25 protein-coding genes are annotated in these 22902 nt (G+C 40.6%); 13 read left to right on the top strand and 12 right to left on the bottom strand.

Annotated features, from left to right (window positions below; translation table 11 throughout):
• Window positions 1–34 precede the first annotated feature (34 nt).
• From ACFRAK_RS02590 to ACFRAK_RS02580, 3 genes are all read right to left on the bottom strand, one after another.
• Window positions 35–169: a hypothetical protein gene (locus ACFRAK_RS02590; RefSeq protein WP_260286708.1), complete on the bottom strand. Its 135-nt coding sequence runs from the start codon at window positions 167–169 to the stop codon at window positions 35–37.
• Window positions 170–240: 71 nt separating this feature from the next.
• Window positions 241–1632 carry an MFS transporter gene (locus ACFRAK_RS02585; RefSeq protein ID WP_387707017.1) on the bottom strand — a complete coding sequence of 464 codons (1392 nt, stop codon included), beginning with the start codon at window positions 1630–1632 and terminating at the stop codon, window positions 241–243.
• Window positions 1633–1721: 89 nt separating this feature from the next.
• Window positions 1722–1850 (bottom strand): hypothetical protein, encoded by a 129-nt coding sequence (locus ACFRAK_RS02580; protein WP_387600693.1) that lies wholly within the window; start codon window positions 1848–1850, stop codon window positions 1722–1724.
• A gap of 168 nt (window positions 1851–2018) precedes the next feature.
• Here ACFRAK_RS02580 and ACFRAK_RS02575 point away from each other — a divergent pair, with 168 nt between their 5' ends.
• Window positions 2019–2924 (top strand): helix-turn-helix domain-containing protein, encoded by a 906-nt coding sequence (locus ACFRAK_RS02575; protein WP_387707019.1) that lies wholly within the window; start codon window positions 2019–2021, stop codon window positions 2922–2924.
• A 451-nt stretch (window positions 2925–3375) separates the two neighbouring features.
• Window positions 3376–4539: an MFS transporter gene (locus ACFRAK_RS02570; protein WP_387600688.1), complete on the top strand. Its 1164-nt coding sequence runs from the start codon at window positions 3376–3378 to the stop codon at window positions 4537–4539.
• A gap of 60 nt (window positions 4540–4599) precedes the next feature.
• Here the strand turns inward: ACFRAK_RS02570 and ACFRAK_RS02565 are convergent, their stop codons facing one another.
• The 6 genes from ACFRAK_RS02565 to ACFRAK_RS02540 form a co-directional block, all read right to left on the bottom strand.
• Window positions 4600–4923 (bottom strand): hypothetical protein, encoded by a 324-nt coding sequence (locus ACFRAK_RS02565; protein WP_387600685.1) that lies wholly within the window; start codon window positions 4921–4923, stop codon window positions 4600–4602.
• Between the two features lie 97 nt (window positions 4924–5020).
• Complete coding sequence (locus tag ACFRAK_RS02560; protein ID WP_394571364.1) at window positions 5021–5662, bottom strand: response regulator transcription factor; 642 nt, start codon at window positions 5660–5662, stop codon at window positions 5021–5023.
• Window positions 5655–6701 (bottom strand): sensor histidine kinase, encoded by a 1047-nt coding sequence (locus ACFRAK_RS02555; RefSeq protein ID WP_387600682.1) that lies wholly within the window; start codon window positions 6699–6701, stop codon window positions 5655–5657. Before ACFRAK_RS02555 ends, ACFRAK_RS02560 begins: the two co-directional genes overlap by 8 nt.
• The gene (gene liaF / locus ACFRAK_RS02550) at window positions 6698–7444 is read right to left on the bottom strand and encodes a cell wall-active antibiotics response protein LiaF (protein ID WP_387600679.1); all 747 of its coding nucleotides are present in this window, start codon (window positions 7442–7444) and stop codon (window positions 6698–6700) included. The genes ACFRAK_RS02555 and liaF overlap by 4 nt, the downstream gene beginning before the upstream one ends.
• A 148-nt stretch (window positions 7445–7592) precedes the next feature.
• Window positions 7593–8228 carry a PspA/IM30 family protein gene (locus ACFRAK_RS02545; RefSeq protein ID WP_394571251.1) on the bottom strand — a complete coding sequence of 212 codons (636 nt, stop codon included), beginning with the start codon at window positions 8226–8228 and terminating at the stop codon, window positions 7593–7595.
• A 19-nt stretch (window positions 8229–8247) separates the two neighbouring features.
• Entirely contained in the window at window positions 8248–8595 is a 348-nt protein-coding gene (locus tag ACFRAK_RS02540; protein WP_063232490.1) for a lmo0954 family membrane protein, read from the bottom strand.
• Between the two features lie 499 nt (window positions 8596–9094).
• Between ACFRAK_RS02540 and ACFRAK_RS02535 the strand changes: the two genes are divergently transcribed.
• Window positions 9095–9283 carry a hypothetical protein gene (locus ACFRAK_RS02535; RefSeq protein ID WP_394571250.1) on the top strand — a complete coding sequence of 63 codons (189 nt, stop codon included), beginning with the start codon at window positions 9095–9097 and terminating at the stop codon, window positions 9281–9283.
• Window positions 9284–9548: 265 nt separating this feature from the next.
• On the opposite strand, the gene ACFRAK_RS02530 is transcribed toward ACFRAK_RS02535, so the two are convergent.
• Window positions 9549–10163: a TetR/AcrR family transcriptional regulator gene (locus ACFRAK_RS02530; protein ID WP_387600674.1), complete on the bottom strand. Its 615-nt coding sequence runs from the start codon at window positions 10161–10163 to the stop codon at window positions 9549–9551.
• A gap of 173 nt (window positions 10164–10336) precedes the next feature.
• On the opposite strand from ACFRAK_RS02530, the gene kynU reads away from it, so the two are divergent.
• The 5 genes from kynU (at window position 10337) to ACFRAK_RS02505 (ending at window position 15528) form a co-directional block, all read left to right on the top strand.
• Window positions 10337–11614, top strand: coding sequence for a kynureninase (kynU, locus tag ACFRAK_RS02525; protein ID WP_394571249.1), 1278 nt, complete (start codon window positions 10337–10339; stop codon window positions 11612–11614).
• Between the two features lie 88 nt (window positions 11615–11702).
• A complete protein-coding gene (locus ACFRAK_RS02520) occupies window positions 11703–13124 on the top strand; it encodes an amino acid permease (RefSeq protein ID WP_387707572.1) in 1422 nt (473 codons plus the stop codon).
• Window positions 13125–13182: 58 nt separating this feature from the next.
• The gene (gene kynA, locus ACFRAK_RS02515) at window positions 13183–14028 is read left to right on the top strand and encodes a tryptophan 2,3-dioxygenase (protein ID WP_387601026.1); all 846 of its coding nucleotides are present in this window, start codon (window positions 13183–13185) and stop codon (window positions 14026–14028) included.
• Window positions 14029–14068: 40 nt separating this feature from the next.
• Window positions 14069–14695, top strand: coding sequence for an arylformamidase (kynB, locus tag ACFRAK_RS02510; RefSeq protein ID WP_387707570.1), 627 nt, complete (start codon window positions 14069–14071; stop codon window positions 14693–14695).
• Between the two features lie 200 nt (window positions 14696–14895).
• Entirely contained in the window at window positions 14896–15528 is a 633-nt protein-coding gene (locus tag ACFRAK_RS02505; RefSeq protein WP_394571248.1) for a LysE family translocator, read from the top strand.
• Window positions 15529–16048: 520 nt separating this feature from the next.
• Here ACFRAK_RS02505 and ACFRAK_RS02500 read toward each other — a convergent pair.
• Window positions 16049–16900, bottom strand: coding sequence for an MBL fold metallo-hydrolase (locus ACFRAK_RS02500; protein WP_394571247.1), 852 nt, complete (start codon window positions 16898–16900; stop codon window positions 16049–16051).
• Window positions 16901–17032: 132 nt separating this feature from the next.
• Window positions 17033–18460 (bottom strand): phospholipase D-like domain-containing protein, encoded by a 1428-nt coding sequence (locus ACFRAK_RS02495; RefSeq protein ID WP_387600663.1) that lies wholly within the window; start codon window positions 18458–18460, stop codon window positions 17033–17035.
• Between the two features lie 202 nt (window positions 18461–18662).
• On the opposite strand from ACFRAK_RS02495, the gene ACFRAK_RS02490 reads away from it, so the two are divergent.
• The 5 genes from ACFRAK_RS02490 (at window position 18663) to ureC (ending at window position 22891) form a co-directional block, all read left to right on the top strand.
• A complete protein-coding gene (locus ACFRAK_RS02490; protein WP_394571246.1) occupies window positions 18663–19109 on the top strand; it encodes a hypothetical protein in 447 nt (148 codons plus the stop codon).
• A gap of 806 nt (window positions 19110–19915) precedes the next feature.
• Window positions 19916–20236 carry a DUF3870 domain-containing protein gene (locus ACFRAK_RS02485; protein ID WP_394571245.1) on the top strand — a complete coding sequence of 107 codons (321 nt, stop codon included), beginning with the start codon at window positions 19916–19918 and terminating at the stop codon, window positions 20234–20236.
• Between the two features lie 299 nt (window positions 20237–20535).
• Window positions 20536–20838, top strand: coding sequence for an urease subunit gamma (locus ACFRAK_RS02480; protein ID WP_260286687.1), 303 nt, complete (start codon window positions 20536–20538; stop codon window positions 20836–20838).
• A 17-nt stretch (window positions 20839–20855) separates the two neighbouring features.
• Window positions 20856–21179 (top strand): urease subunit beta, encoded by a 324-nt coding sequence (locus tag ACFRAK_RS02475; RefSeq protein ID WP_342614392.1) that lies wholly within the window; start codon window positions 20856–20858, stop codon window positions 21177–21179.
• Window positions 21176–22891, top strand: coding sequence for an urease subunit alpha (gene ureC, locus ACFRAK_RS02470; protein WP_387600655.1), 1716 nt, complete (start codon window positions 21176–21178; stop codon window positions 22889–22891). The genes ACFRAK_RS02475 and ureC overlap by 4 nt, the downstream gene beginning before the upstream one ends.
• Window positions 22892–22902 lie beyond the last annotated feature (11 nt).

Raw genomic sequence — 22902 nt, 5'->3', positions numbered from 1 at the left:
TTGCAATGGATTGCCTGTAACTCTTGGCTCTAATCTATTTTTCTGCGTCCGTCACTGCATTGAAACGGAATGCATGAAATGCACTACCCACTTCCAGCTCTTTAGCTTCGATTACTTCAAGGTTTTCCACTAGCTTTTCCGCTTGTGTATTTTCCACTTGCTTAGTCATATGTTTCACCTCCTTTAAATCAATTCAAAGCTGTCTCTTCTTGGTATATTTCACTATCAGCTAAACGGGAATCATATTTCTTCTTTCAAAGACAATTTTATATTGCTCTTTAGAAGCCTTTTATCATAAATGACTGTTCCAATAGCCACCAAATATAATCCTATACAAATGAATAACACGTATGAAAAACCAACTTTGGAAAAGTCACCTTGGTCAGTGCCATAATCCAATAAAGTGTTGAATACTCCCGCCGCGAAAGCCCCAGTTCCAAACTGTACCATCTGGAACAAACCCATATAAACCCCTGTTTCTTCCTCAGGAACGGACATCATAGCAATTTTATTTTGCGTGGGCATGGAAATGACACCTGCCAATCCAAAAAGGAGAAATGCAAATATAAAGAAAATTAAGCTGCCATTAAACATTGTCATAGTAAGGTTTACCATTCCAATTATGGAAATCGAAATAGATAGAAGTAAAAGGTTTCTATTGTCTTTTAAATCTGCAAGTTTACCTGCATACCCAGATAACAAAACGGCCAGTATCGAATCTGCCATAATAATATAGCCAACAATATCTGGTTGAATATTGTGTATATCCCTCATGTAACTTGGTATGTAAAGCACAATTACATTTGTGATGGTAAAAAGAACGAATATTCTAATAATTGAAGAGATAAAAATGGTGTTTTTTATTGCCTTTCTTGGAAGCAGAGAAGTATTTCCGTAGTTTGCCCGTTCATAAAATATAAATAAAATCAAACTCAATATCGTAACCGCAATAGAAAGTGACCGTCCCACTATACTAATTCCATCGTTGAAAATGAATTGAAAACTGATTACCATAACTAGTAAGGCCAAACTGTTTTTTAAAGGTAAATGAAGGTTTGCCGTGATTCTTTTTTTTGATTTGGGAGTTACCATTAATACAAGAATTAAGGATATGCAACTTATGATAATCAATACTCCAAATATCATTTGCCAAGAGAAATATTTTATTACCAAACCTCCAGCAGCTGGTCCAATAAGTGAGGCAGCCGCTAAAACTCCGGAAAACCAGCCAAAAGCCCAACCTAATTTATTATCCTTAAAACTTTGCCTAATCAATAACACCTGTGCAGGTACTACCATTGCATCTGCAATTGCCTGTAGCGTCTGATAGACCAAAAACAAATTCCAATTGTTTGTGGTTCCACTAAGTATGGTAGATGCGATAAATAGCGATAGGCCAAATATCAACAATTTTCTTGCCCCTAATATATCCGCCACTTTACCAAAAAGCGGAATGAGAAATGCGAAAAAAGAAAAGAATAGAATATTTCTAATTTGAAGTGTGGAATAAGAAATATTAAAAAAATCTACAAGATTAGGGAACGCAATCGTCAACATGGACGTAGACATCACACTAGCTATAACACATGAAGAAATGGTTATAATCAATAATTGATCTTTATTTATTTTCATATAAATGATCCTTTTTTTATTTATTTTATTTAAATTCGCCTTTGGGGTATCTTCCCTTTTTAATATCGTTTGATATTGGTATTTAAACCTTAATGCTGATTCGGCAGATCATTTATTATAGGCCGATCATCTACAGCTAAATTGACGCTTGAATCGAATTGTACAACCATCGCTATCGTAAATAGAATGGAGAACCCAGATACTAATAATTTTTTCATATCCCCTAACCTCCTGATATTGATCGATACAACTAGTATAAACCATCCAAATATGGTACATTTTTCTTGTATGGCTGCTACAGAGTATTTTTTTCGATATTTTTTATGTATTTCCAATGAAATACATAAAAAAATATAAAAGTATTTATATTTTTAGGAGTTGATAAAATGGATTCAAATATTCCTTTTAAGCTCGGAAATGTACTCTACACTTTAAGAAAAAGGTCAGGCATAACACAAAAAGTCATGGCAGAGGGAATCATTACTCAAGCACAGCTAAGCAACATAGAGAAGGGGAAAGTCATTCCATTAGCGACTACTTTATATGAGCTCTCATTACGTTTAGGTATCAGCATTGAGGATATACTTTTAGAAACTTATTCAGACCGAATGGAATATAGTGAGGAAGTGAAATCTCAAGTGAGGGTTTCTATTAGAAATAGAGAGTATCGGCAGGTAAAACGGATTCTCGAAGCAGAACAATACCATGCAGATTTCCAGTCACCTATCAATAAACAATTCATCCTCTGGCATTTGGGGATCGTAGCATATTATTGTGATAATGATATATTGAAATCCCTGGACTTTTTAGATCAAGCACTAGACTTATCTACTCATTTTCATATTTTTTCTGCTCAAAAAATAGAAATATTGAATAGCAAAGCCATTATTTATAACGAAATTACTGAATATAAACAGTCTATTGCCTCTTATGAAGATGCCCTTAAGCAACTTCAACAACTTCCAAAAACCTCAATGAATTATAGAATTAAAGTCCGGATTCAATACGGATTGACAAAATCCTTACATAAGGACGCACAATATTATGAATCCATAAAAATTTGCTCTGATGCTATTCAAATTTTAATCCGGGAAGAATCCATGTACCTGTTGGGAGAAGTTTTATATCAGCGCGCCTTATCCTTGCAGTCACTGAACAACATGGAAAGTGCCACAAAGGGGTATGAAGAGGCAAGGAATATATTCTTATTGCAGCAGAATTACGAATTTGAGAAAGTCGTTCAGGAAAGACTGTATGAGATAAAGAAATCACTTAAAGTGTATAAAGATTGAAGAATTCACTTAGCAAAACATGCTGTACTTTTTTGGTTGCATTCAAATCAATTTCGTTAGGGAATGTGTTCGTCTTGGATTTAATTAAGCACGAGAGTTAAGGAAGACGGTTATTTATATTTTCAATCAGTACACAAAAATAATTAACCCGTAATAAAAAAACCCCAATCACTACCTTTTCCAAAATCGGTGTCATGAATAGACTAATAAAAGAAACCTAGCTTATTCAAGCTGGAAAGCAAGGGATAGCATAAGGGGTCCCTATCTATATTCCTCGATGTCATGAATTTTGAAAGGCATCTACCCTCATGGGTCAAGAATCTCTTTGAAACCCACTCTATCATTCTATTTTCATCTTTAAAATTAAAACTATTTTTTCAAATTCTGTCATCAATGTTACAATAACAAGGTTGAAATCAATCTATAGAACACGTGAGGTATCATATTTTTTATGAAAGCAATACGATTATTAAAGGGTTTTAACTTTTTATATTTTGGACTGCTTGCCATTTTCATTCCGTTTCTCCCAGTCTATCTGGCTGATCAAGGTTTGCGTCCTGCCCAAATCGGATTCATCGTCGGTACAGGAGGTTTTGTCACCCTCATCACCCAGCCTTTATGGGGAATGATCAGCGACAAAACAAGGACGATACGAAAAGTCCTGTTGTTACTCATCTTTTTCTCGAGCATAATCGGTTATTTCCTCTATGATTCAAGCAGTTATCTTCAGCTCATCCTGTTTGCCATGCTGCTATATTTCTTTTTGATGCCGATCGATCCCTTGACGGAAAGCCTCAATTTTACGATGGCAGAGAAATCCGGGATCAGCTACGGCTCCATCCGGACATATGGTGCATTGGGTTATGCGGTCATATCGCTGATCACCGGCTATGTTATGTCATATTTCGGGGCGAACAGCCTTGCCTTCCTTTTTGCAGGCATTGGTTTGATCAGTTTCATTATCAGCTGGATGATGCCTGATGCACCCGTTTCAGGGAAACCTGTCACCTTTAGCAGCCTTAAGCATTTTTTCGGCAATAAAGAGACGCTTCTCTTTCTGTTATTGGTCTTTATTTGTGCTGTTCCAGCAAGGATGAACGATACTTTCCTCGGGGTGTATATCCGGGAACTTGGAGGAAGCGCCAAGCTTGTAGGCTTGACCTGGTTCTTAGCGGCGGGAAGTGAAATCGTTGTGTTCGCCCTAAGCTTCTGGTGGCTTCGCAAGGGTAAGGAAATCATCATCATTTCGTTTGCAGCAGCGTTTTTCTTTATCCGTTATTTCGTCTCTGCGTGGATTACCGATCCACATCTATTAGCTTATTTGCAAGTCATGCAGCTATTGACTTTCCCGATTTTCTACTCGGCGGCCATCCAATATCTGTATCGGATCGTTCCGGTGGAATGGCGTGCCACAGGCCAGACCGTACTGGCGCTGCTATTCTTCGGGGTTTCGGGAATCATTGCTTCTTATATAGGCGGAGCCATATATGGGGCTTACGGCGGCAAGACCCTTTACCTGTTCATCTCCTCCATCTCCTTTATTGGAATGGTATTCGCTTTGGTTCTTTATCGGATCTACGGCAAGAGGCTCGATACCGCAGATGAAGCTATATAATCAAAAAAATCGTATAAAAAAGAGCATGTTTTGATCAAAACATGCTCTTTTTGCATTCCGTTAGCGAAATAATGGGGCAACCGTTAACATTAGCACAGAGAAGCAAAGCAGTATAGTGGTTGTCCTGTTTGAGAGTTTTACTTGTCCGTCATTTTTATAGAACAATTGAAGCCGGTTTTTATAGAATACATAAAGTAATGGTAAAATTGCCAAAGCAACAACCCATCCTCCCGTGGTATTCTCTACGGTTATACCAAAAATCGCATAGATTGAATGAATGATGAACCCCATTATCATTCCAATAACGAAAATGATGGTGATTATACGAAATAATTCTAAGATCACGCTTAACATCATTTCACCTGCCTTTTTCCCGTTATCCATAAAAAAAAGGCCGCATCAGCAACCTTGAAAAAACTTTACAGGATGGGATAGTTCCCTAAATATAACAAACTTTCCTCTATTGGTTAATAGACCCTCTTTACTGCTCTTCTTGAACGAGCGAATGTTTAAATGCGTAAATCACTGCTTGCGTGCGGTCCTGTACGGCAAGCTTACTTAATATATTGCTGACATGCACTTTGGCTGTTTTCAGGGCTATGTAAAGTTCATCCGCAATTTCCTGATTCGTTTTCCCTTGTGTCATCAGCAGCAAGATTTCCATTTCACGGTTTGTCAATTGATCATGAAGCTCGGTATTCTTTGGGCGACGCAGCTTCTCCATCATTTTTCCCGTCACTTCAGGTTCAAGTACGCTTTGTCCCTCGAAAGTGGAACGGACGGCTCTCGCAATCTCGCTGGCCTTTGATGTTTTCAACATATAGCTCGTCGCTCCGGCTTCCAATGCCGGGTACACTTTTTCATCATCCAGGAAGCTTGTCACAATGATGATCTTTGCTTCAGGCCATTTTTCAATAATTCGTTTCGTCGCTTCTATGCCGTCCATTTCCGGCATCACCAAATCCATCAAAATGATATCCGGACGCAATTCCATTGCCAGTTCGACAGCTTTCAAGCCATTGTCCGCTTCCCCGATCACTTCGATATCCGACTGTGCAGATAAATAAGCCGATACCCCTATCCTTACCATTTCATGGTCATCGACAAATAATACTTTAATCATCATGATCACCTCCAGCATTTAATAATGGGATTTTCACTTCAAGTTTCGTTCCTTTATTCGGAACGCTTACAAGTTGCATCGTTCCGCCTAATTCAACAGCCCGTTCATGCATGTTTTGCAGACCATATGATCCCGTTTTCGAATCCTCGACATTAAAACCGATGCCGTCATCCGTTATCCGTAAAATGATCATCCCATCACGAACGATCAAAAGCACTTCAAGCGAGTTCGCTTTTGCATGCCTCAGTGTATTGGAAATCGATTCTTGTAAAATCCGAAACAGATGGTCCTCAATCCCCTTATCCAGAGTGACAGGCTCCATCTTCCAATTTATATCCATCGTCACTTTTTGGGCCAATTCCAAAAGAAGCTCCTTCATTCCTTCATGTAAAGATTTCCCCTTTAATGCAACAGGCCTCAAGTGAAGCAATAACGCCCTCATCTCAAGCTGGGATTGATGGATCATTTCTTCCACTACCTTGAATTGTTTCATTTCCGCTTTTTCCATATCTGATTGTGACTCGGTGATCGCCGACATGAACATCGAAGCGGCAAACAATTGCTGGCTCACCGAATCATGCAGTTCCCGCGCTAAACGGTTTCGTTCCTGGGAAACGATTTCCTGGATCTGTTTCTCCTGATCTATGGCCTTTTCATTGGCCATTTTTTGTGATAATTTTGTCTGCTCATTGATTTGCTTATGGATCAGTTGCATCCGTTCCGCCATTTTAGCCATCTCTTGGACCGGATACGTCTCCTCTTGCGAAGGTAAGCGGCCCTGTTCAAGTAAATGCAGCCCTTCATCCACCCTTTCGAGCTGCCTCTTCCAAAACATTCCCGAAACGGCTCCATATATCAGCCCTACCGTCATGACCAGACTTGGCAGGAATATGACGAAGGGTAAGCCCATGACCACTTTCCCCCACAATAAGCTCCAGTCTGATAAAGGAAAGATGAAGAAAACCGCAGCCGGCAAGGCAAGGGACAGAACGAAAGCAACACCAAGGGCGGTCAATATCTGCCGTGTCAGTATACTCATATCCGCTTCACCTCTAAATCCCCAACTAAGATTGAAGTGATGATATGGACCTTGTGATCCGTTTCATTGAACCCTTCCGTTTGGTAGGAATAAATTTGATTAAAGACCCTGGATTCAGGCTTATTTTCAAAAATCCGCGCCCTGCCTGCAATGACAGAATGATGGACCCTGATTTCGATGCCATATGGGACGAGAACAGTGATATTGCCAATGATATTCCTGATGGAAATGACAGCGTCGCCTTTCGGTAAAATCGTTTTGCTTAAATCGATAACCGTATCACCGACCCCGCCCTGAACATTCACGGAATTCCATTCATATACATGCTCGGCCGTCTGTTGATGACCGAAAAACTTATTTTTAAACAGGTAATCGGTTTTTAGCAATCGTTCCTTATTGATCTTTTCTTCGTCTGAATCGTCATTGGTTAAAATGGGACTGACCCAATCAGGATTCTTTTTGGACTGATAATATAAAAACAAAAAATAAATGAGGATCGCCATCAGGAAGAATTTAAAGACGAACATATTCAAGACATTGATTATAAGGGAAATCACCCCTATAAAAAATAGGACTTTCCCGATGGTCCGTTTTGTGAATTTCCTGCCTACATAGATGCATCCTATTGAAAAAGCGAGGGAAAAAAGGAGACCTCCACCCGTAAATGCAATCTCTAAAAAAATCAGGACGACTCCGATGAGAAGTATCCATCCCATATAATCCGTCTTCATCTTGTTCAGCATCGGTTCGCCTCCCCTCATGATATTCTTAAAAGGCACAGGAACCCGTGCCTTTTAAGAATACCATGAAATTATCATGTTCTGACAGCCTGTTTTCCCCCGCCCTCCATTCCAAAAGGTCAGGGGGTAACAGCGATGCCATAAAAAACCTTTACGCTTCTTTTTGTTCCAATTCTTTTTCAAGCTGGGCAATCCTGGAATCAATCGTATGCCGATTATAATCAGCATGGACCTGGTCCTCGATGCGATCGATATAATGCTCCATTTCTTCAAACATCGCCACCGGTTTGGCTTCGGATCTGCCCCCATCCAAAACCCGATTGATCCGGTTGTTTGCCCGGGCAATATTTTCCCTGCCCATGAGCTCCAGACGCTTTAGATGCATATCCTTCAGCTTATGCTTCATTTCTTCATATTTCCGCTCCAGTTCAGCCAACTGAACCTCTGCACTTTTATGCGCCTCCTTCAAGCTTAGCGCTCGCTCATCATAGTGCAGGCTTTCCTTTACAGCAAACTCCATTAAATCCGTTTCTCCCGACTGCTTGGCAATCTCAGCCTGATGCTTACGTTTTTCAGCCAGATTTTGCGCTTGATTATATTCACGCACAAACTCTTCTTTCAGAAGATATTGACGTTCAAGCAGCTTACCGACCTTTTCTGTCTCCTGCTCACATTGACGCAAATATTGATTTAACATTCCGATTGGATTTTTTTGCTCCTTTTTATCCAACAAGTCGTGAAAATCCGCTGAAATCGTTTGTTTCATTCTTGAAAATAAATTACCCATACCAATTACATCCCTTCTATTAGTTCTTATTCAACTCTTTCCACTCTCTTTCAAAATTTGAGAATGGGTCATTTTCTTTAGATGATGCACTTTCATCATTTTCATTCCATTTTTTATAAACCAGGTAAAGAACATAAGCTGCCACCAGTCCCAATATTGCCGGGATATGGGAAATAGAAACGATCAGCACGATAATGGAGACTGATCCCCACGCAATCTTCGCCCCTGTCGATTCGGACTTCATGAACTGCTTGAATCCAAAGTATAGGATCGCCAAGCAAATCGCCAGGCTGATCAGTGGACCAACGTTCGCCAGTAACAGGAAAAGCGCGATCAGTCCTACAATAAACAAACCAAATTTCTTCATTGTTTTCGTCCTCCTTTCTATGTTTATATCTTATCTGCTTTTACAAGTTCGTATAATGAGCCTTAGCTATATTTTCTAGTAAGACTTAAGGCGTAGACGCCGTAAGTCCGATGCTAATGAGGGTGTTTAATTAGTGTGTTTTGGCGGTTTACACGTGAATTTGGGCAGTTTACTCGTAAGTTTGGCTGATTTACTCGTGAGTTTGGCGTTTACTCGTGAGTTCTGCGGTTTTACTCGTGGATTTGGCGTTTACTCGTGAATTCTGCGGTTTTACTCGTGAGTTTGGGCAGTTTACTCGTGAGTTCTGCGGCTTTACTCGTAAGTTTTGCTGTTTTACTCGTGAATTCTGCGGTTTTACTCATGAGTTTGGCGTTTACTCGTGAATTCTGCGGTTTTACTCATGAGTTTGGCGTTTACTCGTGAGTTTTGCTGTTTTACTCGTGAGTTTGGACAGTTTACTCGTGAGTTTGGCGTTTACTCGTGAGTTTGGCGTTTACTCGTGAGTTTTGCTGTTTTACTCGTGAGTTTGGCTGTTTTACTCGTGGATTCTGCGGTTTTACTCGTGAATTTTGCTGTTTTACTCGTGAGTTCCGCCGCTTTACTCGTGAGTTTTGCTGTTTTACTCGTGAATTCCGCCGTTTTACTCGTGAATTTGGCGTTTACTCGTGAATTTGGCGTTTACTCGTGAGTTTGGGCTGTTTTACTCGTGAATTCTGCTGTTTTACTCGTGAATTTGGCGTTTACTCGTGAGTTTGGGCAGTTTACTCGTGAGTTTTGCTGTTTTACTCGTGAATTCCGCCGTTTTACTCGTGAGTTTTGCTGTTTTACTCGTGAGTTTTGCTGTTTTACTCGTGAATTCCGCCGCTTTACTCGCTATAAATGCTTTATGCTGTAAAGCCTTGAATAAAAAAATCTTCCGATATAACCGGAAGATTGGTGAACTGCTATTATCATTACAAATACAAGCCTTCGACGTATACTGAGGTGATGGTTTGAGCAATTTCGTCGACAGAACTTTGATGTTCGTTTCGGACGATTTCCCACAGATACATTTCATTCGTGAAAAACCATCCTCTTGCCACAAGCTCATGGTTTAGTTCAGTTCTTGCCAGCCCATTTTGCTGTGCATATGCGACGTCCTTTGAAATTCGCTGAATGAACTTCATGCGGATCGCTTTCCATTTATCTGAAATAATGGTTGAGAACCCAATGGCCTGTTCGAAAACTTGCATCATATTGCGTTCAGCTTCTGCCATTTTCAAAAAAGCATTAGCTTGTCTGTTTATGATATGTTTTGCTTCGTCTTTTGATTTTGGAAAGAAAGAGGTCTCGGCAATTTCATAAAATTGCTCCATTACATTTTCCATTAATACAATCAACAGATCCTCTTTCCCTTTAAAATGAACATAGGCCGTTCCGTATCCGATGTTTGCCCTTTTGATCATTTGGGAAATAAGCGCAGCTTGATAACCTTCTTCAAGAAATGTTTCCTTTGCAGCTTCTAATAACTTTTGCCGTGTCATGATCGAGCGTAAATGCCGCTTATCCCCTACTTTGCCATTCTCCATGCTTATTCCTCCCCTTATCTTCTAGCATAAAGGATTTCCATAAAATAAAAAACATTTGTTGGAAAGATCGATTTAATGTTTATAATTTTCTGAATTAACTTATTGACACCGTGTCATATTCTTTGGTACGATTCTCCTAGAATTATTTAGAATACTAATATAGGAGGATGATTATGGTTTCTGAATACACATTGGATCACGCTAAACAAATGGATGAGAAAGATACTCTTAAAGGATTTCGAGAAGAGTTTTATTTAAAGCCGGGTTCCATCTACATGGATGGAAATTCATTGGGGCTTCTTTCGAAAAGGGCTGAGCGCACTCTTTTGGAATCTTTGGAAGATTGGAAGGAACATGGGATCGATGGATGGACGCAAGGAAATCACCCTTGGTTTTTCATGGCTGAGAAATTGGGCGCGAAGATGGCCCCATTGGTCGGGGCTTCTCCAGAAGAAGTTATCGTAACCGGCTCCACAACTGTAAATCTGCATCAGCTTGTTGCCACTTTTTATAAGCCTGAAGGTACGCGCATAAAAATTTTGGCAGATGAATTAACCTTTCCGACTGATATTTATGCCCTTCAAAGTCAGCTGCGTACACATGGATACGATCCGGAAACAGATCTCATCCGCGTCAAAAGCTCGGATGGCAGATTTCTTGAAGAGGATGACATCATCGAAGCAATGACCGATGACATCGCTTTGATCATCTTGCCTACAGTCCTGTATCGCAGCGGTCAAATATTGGATATGAAACGATTAACTGCTGAAGCTCATAAAAGAGGAATAGTAATCGGATTTGACGGATGTCATTCTATCGGTGCGATTCCGCATTCATTCAGCGAATGGGATGTGGATTTTGCGTATTGGTGCAATTATAAACATTTAAATGGCGGCCCTGGCGGTGTCGGCGGTTTATATGTAAATCGAAAACATTTTGGAACGATGCCTGGATTGGCTGGATGGTTCAGCTCCAAAAAAGATAAACAATTCGATATGGAGCATACGTTAACACCAGCTGAATCAGCAGGCGCGTATCAAATCGGCACCCCTCATGTGTTAAGTTGTGCACCTTTGATTGGGTCTTTGGACATTTTTATTGAAGCGGGAATCGAGAATATTCGCGAAAAATCCCTGAAAATCAATCAATATTTAATGGATTTAGTACAATCCGAATTGGCAGACATGGGATTTTTCATTGGAACTCCTAGAGAAGATAAGCGCCGCGGAGGCCATGTAAGCCTTGAGCATAAAGAAGCTGCACGGATATGCAAGGCATTGAAAGAGAACGGTGTCATTCCCGATTTCCGAGCACCTAACATCATTCGTCTCGCTCCGGTTGCACTATATACTTCCTACGCAGAAGTTTGGGAAGTTGTACAAATACTCAAGAAAATCATGTCAGAAAAACAATATGAAAAATTCAAGAATGAGCGTGAAGTGGTCGCATAACATGGAATTCCGACAGATGGGGCCCATCCCTCAAATGGTCAGTTAATGTGGGCAGGATAAAATCTTTTTGATAAATAGGGGATGAACTATGGAGAACAAAAATACTCAATTGAACTTTAAAGATGAGCCAGAAAAAGGATTAAAACGTGAGCTGGAAACAAATCAGCTTTCCATGATCGCTATGGGCTGTGCCATCGGGACAGGGTTATTCCTTGGCAGCGGGCTTGCCATTCAAGCGGCAGGGCCAAGTGTATTGCTCAGCTATGCTCTCGGGGCGTTCATTGTTTTACTGTTGATGGGCTGTTTAGCCGAAATGACGGTTGCCCATCCCACTTCCGGATCTTTTGGGGCCATTGCTGAAAAGTACATGACTCCTATGGCTGGCTATCTTGTCCGCTATTCTTATTGGATTGCCAATGTTTTGGCTGTTGGGGTTGAGGTAAGTGCAGTCAGCGTGTATATGAAGTATTGGTTTCCGACCGTTCCGGGAATCGTATGGATTTTGGTGTTTGCAGGTGCCCTGATTTATGTAAATGCTACTAGCGTGAATACATTCGCTACATTTGAGTATTGGTTCTCCTTCATTAAAATAAGTGCCATTGTTGGTTTTATCCTTCTTGGATCGTATGTACTATTCGGTTCTTCCGATCAGCCGCATATAGGACCTGAGAACTTTGTAAATGAAGGCGGTTTTTTCCCATTTGGCGGTTGGGGAATGTGGGTAGCCGTATTTATTTCTTTATTCAGCTTTCTTGGAACCGAAATGATAGCGGTTACATCAGGAGAAGCAAAAGATCCGGATGCAGCGGTTCCAAAAGCCTTAAAAGCGACCGTGTTCCGTTTATCCACCTTCTATGTGCTGACAATCGGCATCATGTTGATGATCGTACCGTGGAAAACGGCCGGGATCGAGGAAAGTCCATTCGTCAAAGTAATGGAAATCTTGAACATTCCTGGTGCATCCGGGATCATGAACTTTATTATTTTAACGGCTGCCGTATCTGCCATGAATGCCCAGCTCTATGCTTCAACACGTATGATGTTTTCATTGGCTCGCGGAAAACATGCACCTAGCTTTTTAGGAAAGCTAAACAAAAGGGGCGTTCCGGGAAAAGCACTTGCTGTCTCTACAACAGGGATTTTCATTGCGGCAGGCGTTCATGCGTTACTTCCTGGTTCATCCTATGCATTCATGATGGGGATCTCCATGTTCGGTGCCATGTTCACATGGCTCATGATCTTCATTTCCCATTTGTTTTTCAGGGTTAAATGGGAGAAAACCGGCGGACGCAAATTACCGGTAAGGATGATCGGTTTTCCCTATTTAACGATACTGGGCGCCGTTCTTCTATTCAGCTTAATAATTACAACATGGTTTACAGATTTCAAGATCATGCTTCAATTCGGGATACCTTGGTTACTATTTTTAACTGTTGCTTATTTTGTTTCAAAAAGAAGAAATATTAACCATAATGTAATGGAAGAACCTCTGAAAAAGAAGATAGAATAGAATGACGGAATAAATAGTTTTGCATTTGGAAAAGTGAGGAGATTGCGGAATGAAGAATATGGATAACAATGAACAAACAATAACTGGTCTAGAGAAAGAAATTCAAACCGATTTTCAAAAAGCGATGTCTTACGGAGATTATCTCCATCTTGATAAGATTTTAACTAGTCAACATAGATGTTCCGATCATCATGATGAAATGCTATTCATCATTATCCATCAAGCGAGTGAGCTATGGATGAAGCTCATATTGCATGAGTTGACAGCAGCAACTGAGTCCATCCGTCAAAACAAGTTGGAACCTTCGTTTAAAATGCTTTCGCGCGTTTCGAGGATCCAGCAGCAATTGATCCAGTCCTGGAATGTCCTTTCAACTTTGACGCCGGCTGAATACATGGAGTTCAGGGATAAACTGGGACAATCTTCCGGATTCCAATCTTATCAGAATCGTTTGATTGAATTTGCATTAGGGAACAAAAATGTCCATACACTATCAGTCTATCAGCACCAAACAGATTTATACGAACAAATGCAGCAGGCCCTTCATGAACCAAGTATTTATGACGCGGCGATCAATGCACTTGTGGCGCGCGGATTACCTATTGATCAAGAAGCCACCAGCAGGGATTGGTCACAAAGATATGAACCAAATGCCAGTGTAGAAGAGGCGTGGCTGACAGTTTACCGCGATGTTGAGCAATATTGGGACTTATATGAGCTGGGCGAGAAGTTAGTGGACATTGGCCATCAACAGCAATTATGGCGTTTTAATCATATGACCACAGTGGAAAGAATTATTGGTAATAAACAAGGTACTGGCGGATCATCAGGTGTAACGTATTTAAAAAGAGCGCTCGATCAACACTTCTTCCCGGAACTATGGAGTCTAAGAACGAAGCTATAGGATATTCAAGATACAGCCAGAAGAGATGGAGGTAAGGTACATGGGGACATGGATTGATATTTCACAACGTCTGGATGAAAACGTTGCAGTTTGGCCTGGAGATACACCTTTTTCATACAAAGTCAATTGGAGTAAAGAAGAAAGTGGATCTGTCAATGTAGGTCAAATCAATATGAGTATCCACACCGGTACCCATATTGATGCTCCTTTTCATTTTGATGACGATGGAAAAAGAGTAATTGATTTGGATCTCGATTTATATATGGGAAGTGCCCGGGTTATCCATTTACCTAACAAAACAAGCATCGGTGTCAATGAATTATCCAGTATAGACCTGCAAGGCGTCACCCGTCTATTAATTCGGACGGACGCTTGGAAGAATCGGAGTGTGTTTCCACAAACCATTCCTCATATCCAACCAGAATTAGCGGCATATCTTTCAGAACGCGGCGTTCGTCTTATTGGCCTTGATTTACCATCAGTAGATCCTTTGGATAGTAAAGAACTATCTGCACATCATGAACTTGCCGGTCATGGAATTCACATTTTGGAAGGTCTTGTACTAGACGGTATAGGAACGGGTAATTATGAGTTGGCTGCCCTCCCTCTTCCATTAGTTGAAGCAGATGGAAGTCCGGTACGTGCTGTGTTGAAAAAGTTACCTTAACAAAATTTTTCAAAAAAAACAGCCAGATCAATAAATGATCTGGCTTGTTTTTTGTTTCATTAAACACCGTATTTATTTCAAGGCGCTTTCCCCTCTCATCCATTATCCTGGGATAATCATGACCATCAAATTTTTCCCCTAAACCAAGTACATCTATGTTATAATTTTCAGAATTCATCACTAAGAGTGGAGGTCCGAATATGGAAAACTTTTATTTGTTCATCATCATGTGCATCCTTCTCATCATCTTACCTGGTCCAGATACAGCAATAGCCACAAGGAATACCGTTACCGTGGGGACGTCGGGAGGTTTTAAAACGATGTTCGGCACATGCTGTGCCCTGCTTATCCATACATCAGCTGCCGTGTTCGGACTTTCAGCAATCATTGTGAAATCCGCTTTACTATTTTCCATCTTCAAATATGTCGGTGCCGTTTACTTGGTATATCTAGGCTTCAAGACCCTATGGGGATTAAGGAATAAGCAAGTGGCCGCAGCAGCGGAAACGCCCGTCAAAAGTAAGTACGGAAACCAGTCCTGCTTTAAGCAAGGGTTCCTTACCAACCTGCTGAACCCTAAAGTGGCTGTCTTCTTTTTAACGTTTCTGCCTCAGTTCGTGAATCCGGGAAATGATACGTTTTTACCGTTCCTGATCATGGGCATAACGTATACCGTGTTAACTGCGTTGTGGTTTGTTTTTTATATCTATCTGTTGAACCAGATCAGTGCTTTTATGAAAAAGCCTAGAACCCAAGCGATTTTCGAGGGTATAACCGGGACGGTCTTGATCGGTTTCGGGATAAAGCTAGCCTTGGAAAAAGCTCATAATTAATTTGAACTGCACCCTAATCGTTAGCCAACATCTAACAATTGGAGGTGCAGTTTTTATGAGTTATGATACTACAAGGAGAAAATGGCATGCCAACTAATGAAGTTCGGAAAACAAAGGATATCGGTTTTGGTTCACTTTCTTTTGCGCTATGTTTAATCGGAGTATTGTTTACCTTTCAAATTAGTGATAAGCCTTGTTTTGGAGATAGTATTTTATTACTATCGGACATAGCTTCTTGTCAAATGGAGATTCAGGCATTCATTATACAATGTTCTATTCGGCTATATATTTTTCATCCCCTCCTTTATCATTGGTCATATTCATCCCGATGATAGAGGAGCAAAGGCAGGGACAATTATCTCAGGTTTCCTATCCATTCTTATTGTTACAGTACTGTTAATGATTATTATCGATTTTTTGTAAGGGCAAATTAAAGGGTATGAGCCCCATAATACCGAACCCATACCCCACCCAAACCTTTATTAAAGTGTTTATCTTGTTGTGTTTTTTATTCCTTACATCACTCAACATAGCCATTCACGAAAAATCTAACCGTTTCGAGCTCGTCCTCGGTTAAATCCCGCTTTAATTCTTTAGCCAATTCCTGCTCCATTAAATCTCGGTTTCCCCGATGCTTGACCACGGTTCTGGCACATTCTTTCATTAGATTTAACTCCGCCTCCATCTCCTGTCTCGAGCAAGGCCGAGCATGATGGGAGAGGATATATGTTTCGGCATCATAGGCTTCAATTTTCTTAATGAGAAGCGAAGCCTGTTCAGCCGTATAATTCCACTTTTCAGCATAAAGATTGGCATAAAGGCAATCTCCCAGAAATAGTGTTTTTTCTTCTTGTACATAAATGATGCAGGAATCTTTGGCATGGTCGCCGCCAACATGTTCAATGATACAGGTTATATTGCCGAGATCGATCGTCATCGTTTTTTCAAAGATGATATCAGGCAGCGGGAAGGTAATCTCTCTATTCGTCCCATGTTCCAATTTGATTGCATCTGCACAAAAGGGAATCTCCGTCCCTTCTTCGACCCGTTGATCAAGGGCTTGGTCTTCCCATGAAAGCTGCTGCATATCTTTCATGTTCGTGTATGTTTTTTCCTGACAAATCACCGGAATCTTGATATTCTCCAGCCCGAATACATGGTCCCAGTGTGAATGGGTTAGAACGAGGAAATTCCCGCTTATATCATGCCGAAGCAATTCGTCCTTAAAGTGCTGTGCATGCCGGACAGAGTTACCGGCATCGATGATGAGCGTTTTCTTGTTTCCCGTAACGGCGGCAAGTACCGGGCGATCGGTTTCCTGAACAGGCGTCAGATAGGCAATATGTTTCGATAGGTGCTGTAATGTTTGCATGTTTCTGTTCTCCTTACGATAGTTGTGATTAGCTTGCTCAAGTATAGCAAATTACATATGCATTCATAAGATAAACTCCGCGAAAGGTTAAAAAGACAACAATCACTCAGATTGCTGTCTTTTCGTCATCATTTAAATGAACCTATTCAAATATACCGTAATTTTCGAGAGGGCATTTAAAAAGGTGGCTTTAAAAAAAGACTCTTCCTTTTTCTGATCTTCAGGCAGTTCTATATATTTTTTATTGTCCGCAATGAGTGTACTATTCGACATTTTCGACTCGATGGCCCCTGTCAGCTGCGCTGCAAATGCTTCACTATCGATGATCACCATCGATTCTGTATTTAAAAAGGCAGATCGAGAATCCAAATTGTAGGAACCCACTGCACTTAATCGTTGATCATAGACAACCGATTTACCATGCAAAGAATAAGGCTTTGAATATTCATAAAGCCTTGCCCCCGTTTCAACGATACTATCCCTACGCGCCAAGTATCCGGAAAAAGCGATCGCATTCGGGGTTGATGCCGTAGAGTTGGTAAGTATCGTCCAATCAGCCTTTGAATCCAGCTTCTTCGGTACATATTCCTTCAAGGCATCCGCGGGAACAATATAGGGACTTTGAATAATTACCGATTGATTGGCATTCGCCGCAATATCCAATAAAGATCTCCACACAAAAGGGTATTTATTGAAACGTTCGATTGGATTATGAATGAAGGACACTTTTTTAGTAGGTGTTGTAGCCTTGCTCCAATCGACGGATGGATGAACGAAATCGGCTTCAGTTTGCAAAGCTGCGCTGTATTGTTTCACCAATGCATCTCTTTCACGTTTCCCTTTTTCCGTTTGCCTTTTCGAAAGGTTTGAAAAGACATCGCTCGTATACGGATGGTTCCATAATTCGTTCATATAGACCTTCATTTCAACGATTACACTATCTTTTTCCTCTTTAGCATTGAAAATGAGTACATCCCTGTCATAGACAAAATTCCTCGGCGGCTTGCTGGCTAAATACTTATCGGCGATATTTCTCCCACCGATGATGCCCAACTTCCCATCTACAATGATGATTTTGTCATGAAGGCGATTATGCCAGGTCCACGGCTTAAATGGCTTAACTGTTTCGTAATATCTTAATTCAATGTTTTCGTGCGAGGCCAAGGCATAACGGGCACTGCTTAATTGACCTCTGAGTCCATGAGATATTCCATCCAAAAGAATTCGGACTTTGACACCTCTGTCAGCCGCTTCGATCAAGGCTCCAATAATAAGTTCGGTTGATTTGCCTTTTCCAAAAGCATAGTAGGCAATATTGATTGAATGCTGGGCTTCCTGGATCATTCGCATCCGAGCGAGTCCCGACTCATAGCCGTCTTCGAGAAGCAGGACACGATCCACGGTGGATTCCTTCTCACCCATATATGCACTCACATGTTTAATCGGCCTATTTTCCTTTTTTTCTGCTTTGGGGAAAAGAACCACTGCAGTAACCACTACATAAAGGAAATATAATAGAAGAACGATCAGAAATCCTATTATTGCCGTTTTTACAGTCATTGAGCACTCCCCCCTTCAAGCGATATTTTATTATTATTTGTAATATGCGAAGACTCTATTCACCATCTGCATGCTTGATGTTATCGAGCGATGCCACTAACCCACTTTGCTTGATTTCTAGGTGGACTTTTTTTCTTTTTAAATGTGACAAAGTGGTGAACATGAAAGCCGTTGCATAATATGATATAGAAGGAGGGATTTCATGCTTAAACAACCTGGTAAAATAAGTATCTTCAATTATTGTTTTGCATTAGGGGTATCAGAAGTATTCTTTTTATCCAGCTTTTATCTTTCCATTCTTGACGTTTCATTATTTGCGATCGCTTTACCATTTTCCGCTTTATTTCTAATGTTCTCCTTGTACCTATTCCTTCGAACGCACAAAGCAGTAAGGACCTTACCCAACCAAGAGGAACGAAGAAGCGAAATTCATGCATTCTATCATCAATCTTTCGGGATTTTCACGATCATTTTTTTCACTTTACTTTTTGTAGCTTTAGCCTTTATTCCCTTGCTTGAAAACGGCGGGCATTTCTATCTTCTTTATTGTTTACCTATGGCCTTGCTTTGTATGATCCCTTCGATTGTATCTTATAAAGGAATGAGATTATTCAAACTGGAAGCCGGCGGGAAATTAACGAAAATCTAATTATTTACCAAAGCTTCGTTTCATGAAACTCTGGAAATGATCAAAGAAACCAATCGGTGCTCTTTCCATGTTTTTTTGTTGTGTAAGTCAGTAGCTACTCAATCATGAAAGTAACCCTTTTCCTACATACATCTGGCCGGATGGTATGGAAGAAAAGGGTTACTTTTTTTATGTACCGAGCTGTTTGTAGCACATTTCTTGTATATTTTATTTACGAAAAACCTTGTATTACTATACCAACCATGTAATTTAATAATCTGTCCCATTTAGTTAACTTCTACATGCGGACGTAAAACTAAATGGGGGTTTGACCGCTTTCACATATAAACCAACTAAACAAATTAGTTAAATAAAAGGAGAAATGGGAACAAGCTTTACTGTGAATAACCCCAGAACAAGATAAGAAGAACTTAACATGAAATAAAGACTTCTTTTCTATGAGACTTATTATTAAGAAATGCAAAAGTAATTTGTCTTTCATTTGACGGAGCATAGCTTTTCTTGTATGATCGTCTACTTGTGGAACACTGCAGAATAAACTTTCGGTAACCCTTTTTTCCCCTGCAAAGAATTTATCAATACTCCCGACCCCACCGTAAGCATAGAAAACATATATCCCACTAAACCACACTGCAGGCCAGTTCTCTATGTATAACGCATTTTCATTAAACCTTTTTAATAAAAATAGATTCCCTTTAAATAGGATTCTTAAATGTTAGTTGAAACGATCATCTCCTAGTATAGAGGCCTTTAGGTCAATGGAATGATATTCAAACTGAAATTTTGGTGAAAAAGGATGATACGAAATGGATGATGCAAAAACGATTTTAGTTACAGGCTACGCCAAAGTTCCTAAAGCACTATCAATGTTGGACATTCACAAACGTGTAGGGATTGTTCTTGAGATTAATGAAGTAACACATATCATAGAAAATGCAGATGTCACTTTCATCGCAAAGTTGCCTTGGGACTTTTTTAAAAGATCAATGATAGGATATGATTTATCCCAAGGAGTCAATCCATTAATTGAAACAATTCGTCAATATCATGAATCTCCATCCCGACAAGTTATTATTGTGGCTTTGCAAGCTGTCGAACAACGATATGGAGACTTTCTTAAACAATGAGGAACTGCTTGCCTTTTGATGTATCTCAGGAATAAAACCACATGTGTCAATGACTGTATCCTTATTACTCTCCTTTTGGAAAGAAATCATTACCACCTTTAAACCTTCTATGAAGTCCTACTTTATTTAGTTCGTTTCGCATTGCGTTAAACTTCATCTTAAAAACTTTGTATGTTAAACTCCTTTAGTGGGGATTATCTACAGGGAGTTTGGAGAAAATGAATAAGGGTATTTATTTTCTCTCCTTTCTCCGAATGGGAGTTTTTTATTGTTTGAAAATACAACAGGAGGATTCAACTATGCATTTATTGCCGCGGGAAATTGACAAGCTTATGATAGTGGTGGCAGCAGACCTTGCAAGGCGCCGGAAAGATAGGGGATTGAAATTAAATCACCCTGAAGCTTGTGCGCTCATCACTTATGAGGTATTGGAAGGCGCAAGGGACGGGAAAACTGTTGCTGAACTTATGGAATACGGGGCTACCATTTTGACGCAAGATGATGTCATGGATGGAATACCTGAAATGATTGATGATATTCAGGTTGAAGCAACTTTTCCAGATGGAACGAAGTTAGTGACTGTCCACAGCCCTATAAGATAAAAAGGAGAGATGACTATATGCTGCCTGGAGAATACATTTTAAAAGAAGAAGAGATTATTTGTAATGAAGGAAGCGCTGTTTTTTCCATTTCTGTTACAAATACAGGAGACCGCCCTGTTCAAGTCGGGTCACACTTTCATTTTTACGAAGTAAATGAAGCACTCCGTTTTAATAGAAAAGAAGCTTACGGTAAGAGATTGAATGTCCCTGCTGGAGCAGCTGTTCGTTTTGAACCCGGAGATGAAAAAGAAATACAACTTATTAATTTTGCAGGAGAGCGTCGTGTATATGGGTTCAATAATAAAGTAGACGGCAAATTAGAAAGTGAGGGTGAATCATGAGTTTTAGAATGTCCCGAAAGCAATATGCTGAAATGTACGGACCGACTACAGGGGACTCTATCCGCCTTGCAGACACAGATTTGTTTATTCAAATTGAAAAGGATTACACTACATATGGAGAAGAAGTGGTGTTTGGTGGCGGTAAAGTCATTCGTGACGGTATGGGCCAGCATCCCCTTGCCACCCGCAAAGACGACGGTGTTGCAGATACCATCATAACAAACGTCGTAATCTTGGATTACACAGGAATTTGTAAAGCCGATCTAGCCATTCGGGATGGCAAAATTTTTGGTATTGGTAAAAGTGGAAACCCGCTCGTTATGGACAATGTGGATATTATCATTGGCGCATCTACTGAAATCATAGCCGGTGAAGGCCTGATTGTGACTGCTGGAGCCATCGATACCCACGTTCATTTTATCAATCCGGAACAAGTACAGGTCGCACTGACGTCTGGAACGACAACATTAATCGGCGGCGGTACTGGTCCTGCAGCAGGATCCAAGGCTACTACGGTTACTCCCGGCGAGTGGAATATTCATCGCATGCTTGAAGCTGCAGAAGGCCTCCCTATTAACATTGGCTTTACAGGTAAAGGTCATGCTGCTTCCATTGAACCTTTAACCGAGCAAGTGAAAGCTGGAGTTATCGGATTAAAAGTTCATGAAGACTGGGGAGCCACAGGTTCTTCTCTAGACTATGCACTAAGGGTAGCAGATGAATATGATATTCAAGTTGCCCTGCACGCAGATACATTGAATGAAAGTGGATTCATGGAAAATACCATGGCCGCAGTAAAAGACCGAGTCCTTCACATGTACCACACCGAAGGGGCAGGCGGTGGCCATGCACCTGATCTAATCAAATCGGCAGGTTATCATAACATTCTGCCATCATCAACGAACCCCACCCTCCCTTATACCGTAAATACTATCGACGAACACCTTGACATGGTAATGGTTTGCCATCATTTAAATCCTTCAGTTCCGGAAGACATTGCATTTGCAGACTCTAGAATTAGAAGGGAAACAATTGCAGCAGAAGATATTCTTCACGATATGGGCGTATTTAGCATGGTAAGCTCAGATGCCCAAGCAATGGGCCGTGTAGGAGAAGTCGTCCTACGCACATGGCAAGTTGCAGACAAAATGAAAAAACAAAGAGGCACCATGCTAGGAGATAGCAAATATTCCGACAACAACCGGGCTAAACGCTATATTGCCAAATACACTATTAATCCAGCCATTACACACGGGATTTCAGAGCATGTAGGTTCAATTGAAGTTGGAAAATTGGCTGATTTAGTCCTTTGGTCTCCGAAGTTTTTTGGAGTGAAGCCAGAAATGGTGCTTAAAAACGGCTTAGCGGTTACCGGGTTAATGGGTGATGCAAATGCTTCCATCCCAACTCCGCAACCTTATATTCATCGTCCAATGTATGCCCAGTTTGGGAAAGCCTTATCAAAAAGTTCGGTGACTTTCATTTCTCAAGCTGCCTATGATGCTGGTGTTCATGAGAAACTTGGATTACAAAAAATGATTTTACCTGTTGGCGGAATTCGGACCCTGACTAAGAAAGATATGAAATTAAATGGGGAAACACCTGATATTACTGTTGATCCGCAAACATATGAAGTGAAAGTAAATGGTGAGCTCCTGACATGTGATCCGGTTGATACCGTTCCGATGGGTCAGCGATATTTCCTATTCTGAGGTGAAGAGTA

This window comes from Peribacillus sp. NPDC056705, assembly GCF_043656335.1.
Note: the sequence above shows the minus strand (reverse complement) of the source record. Positions and strands in the feature narration are given on the sequence as shown.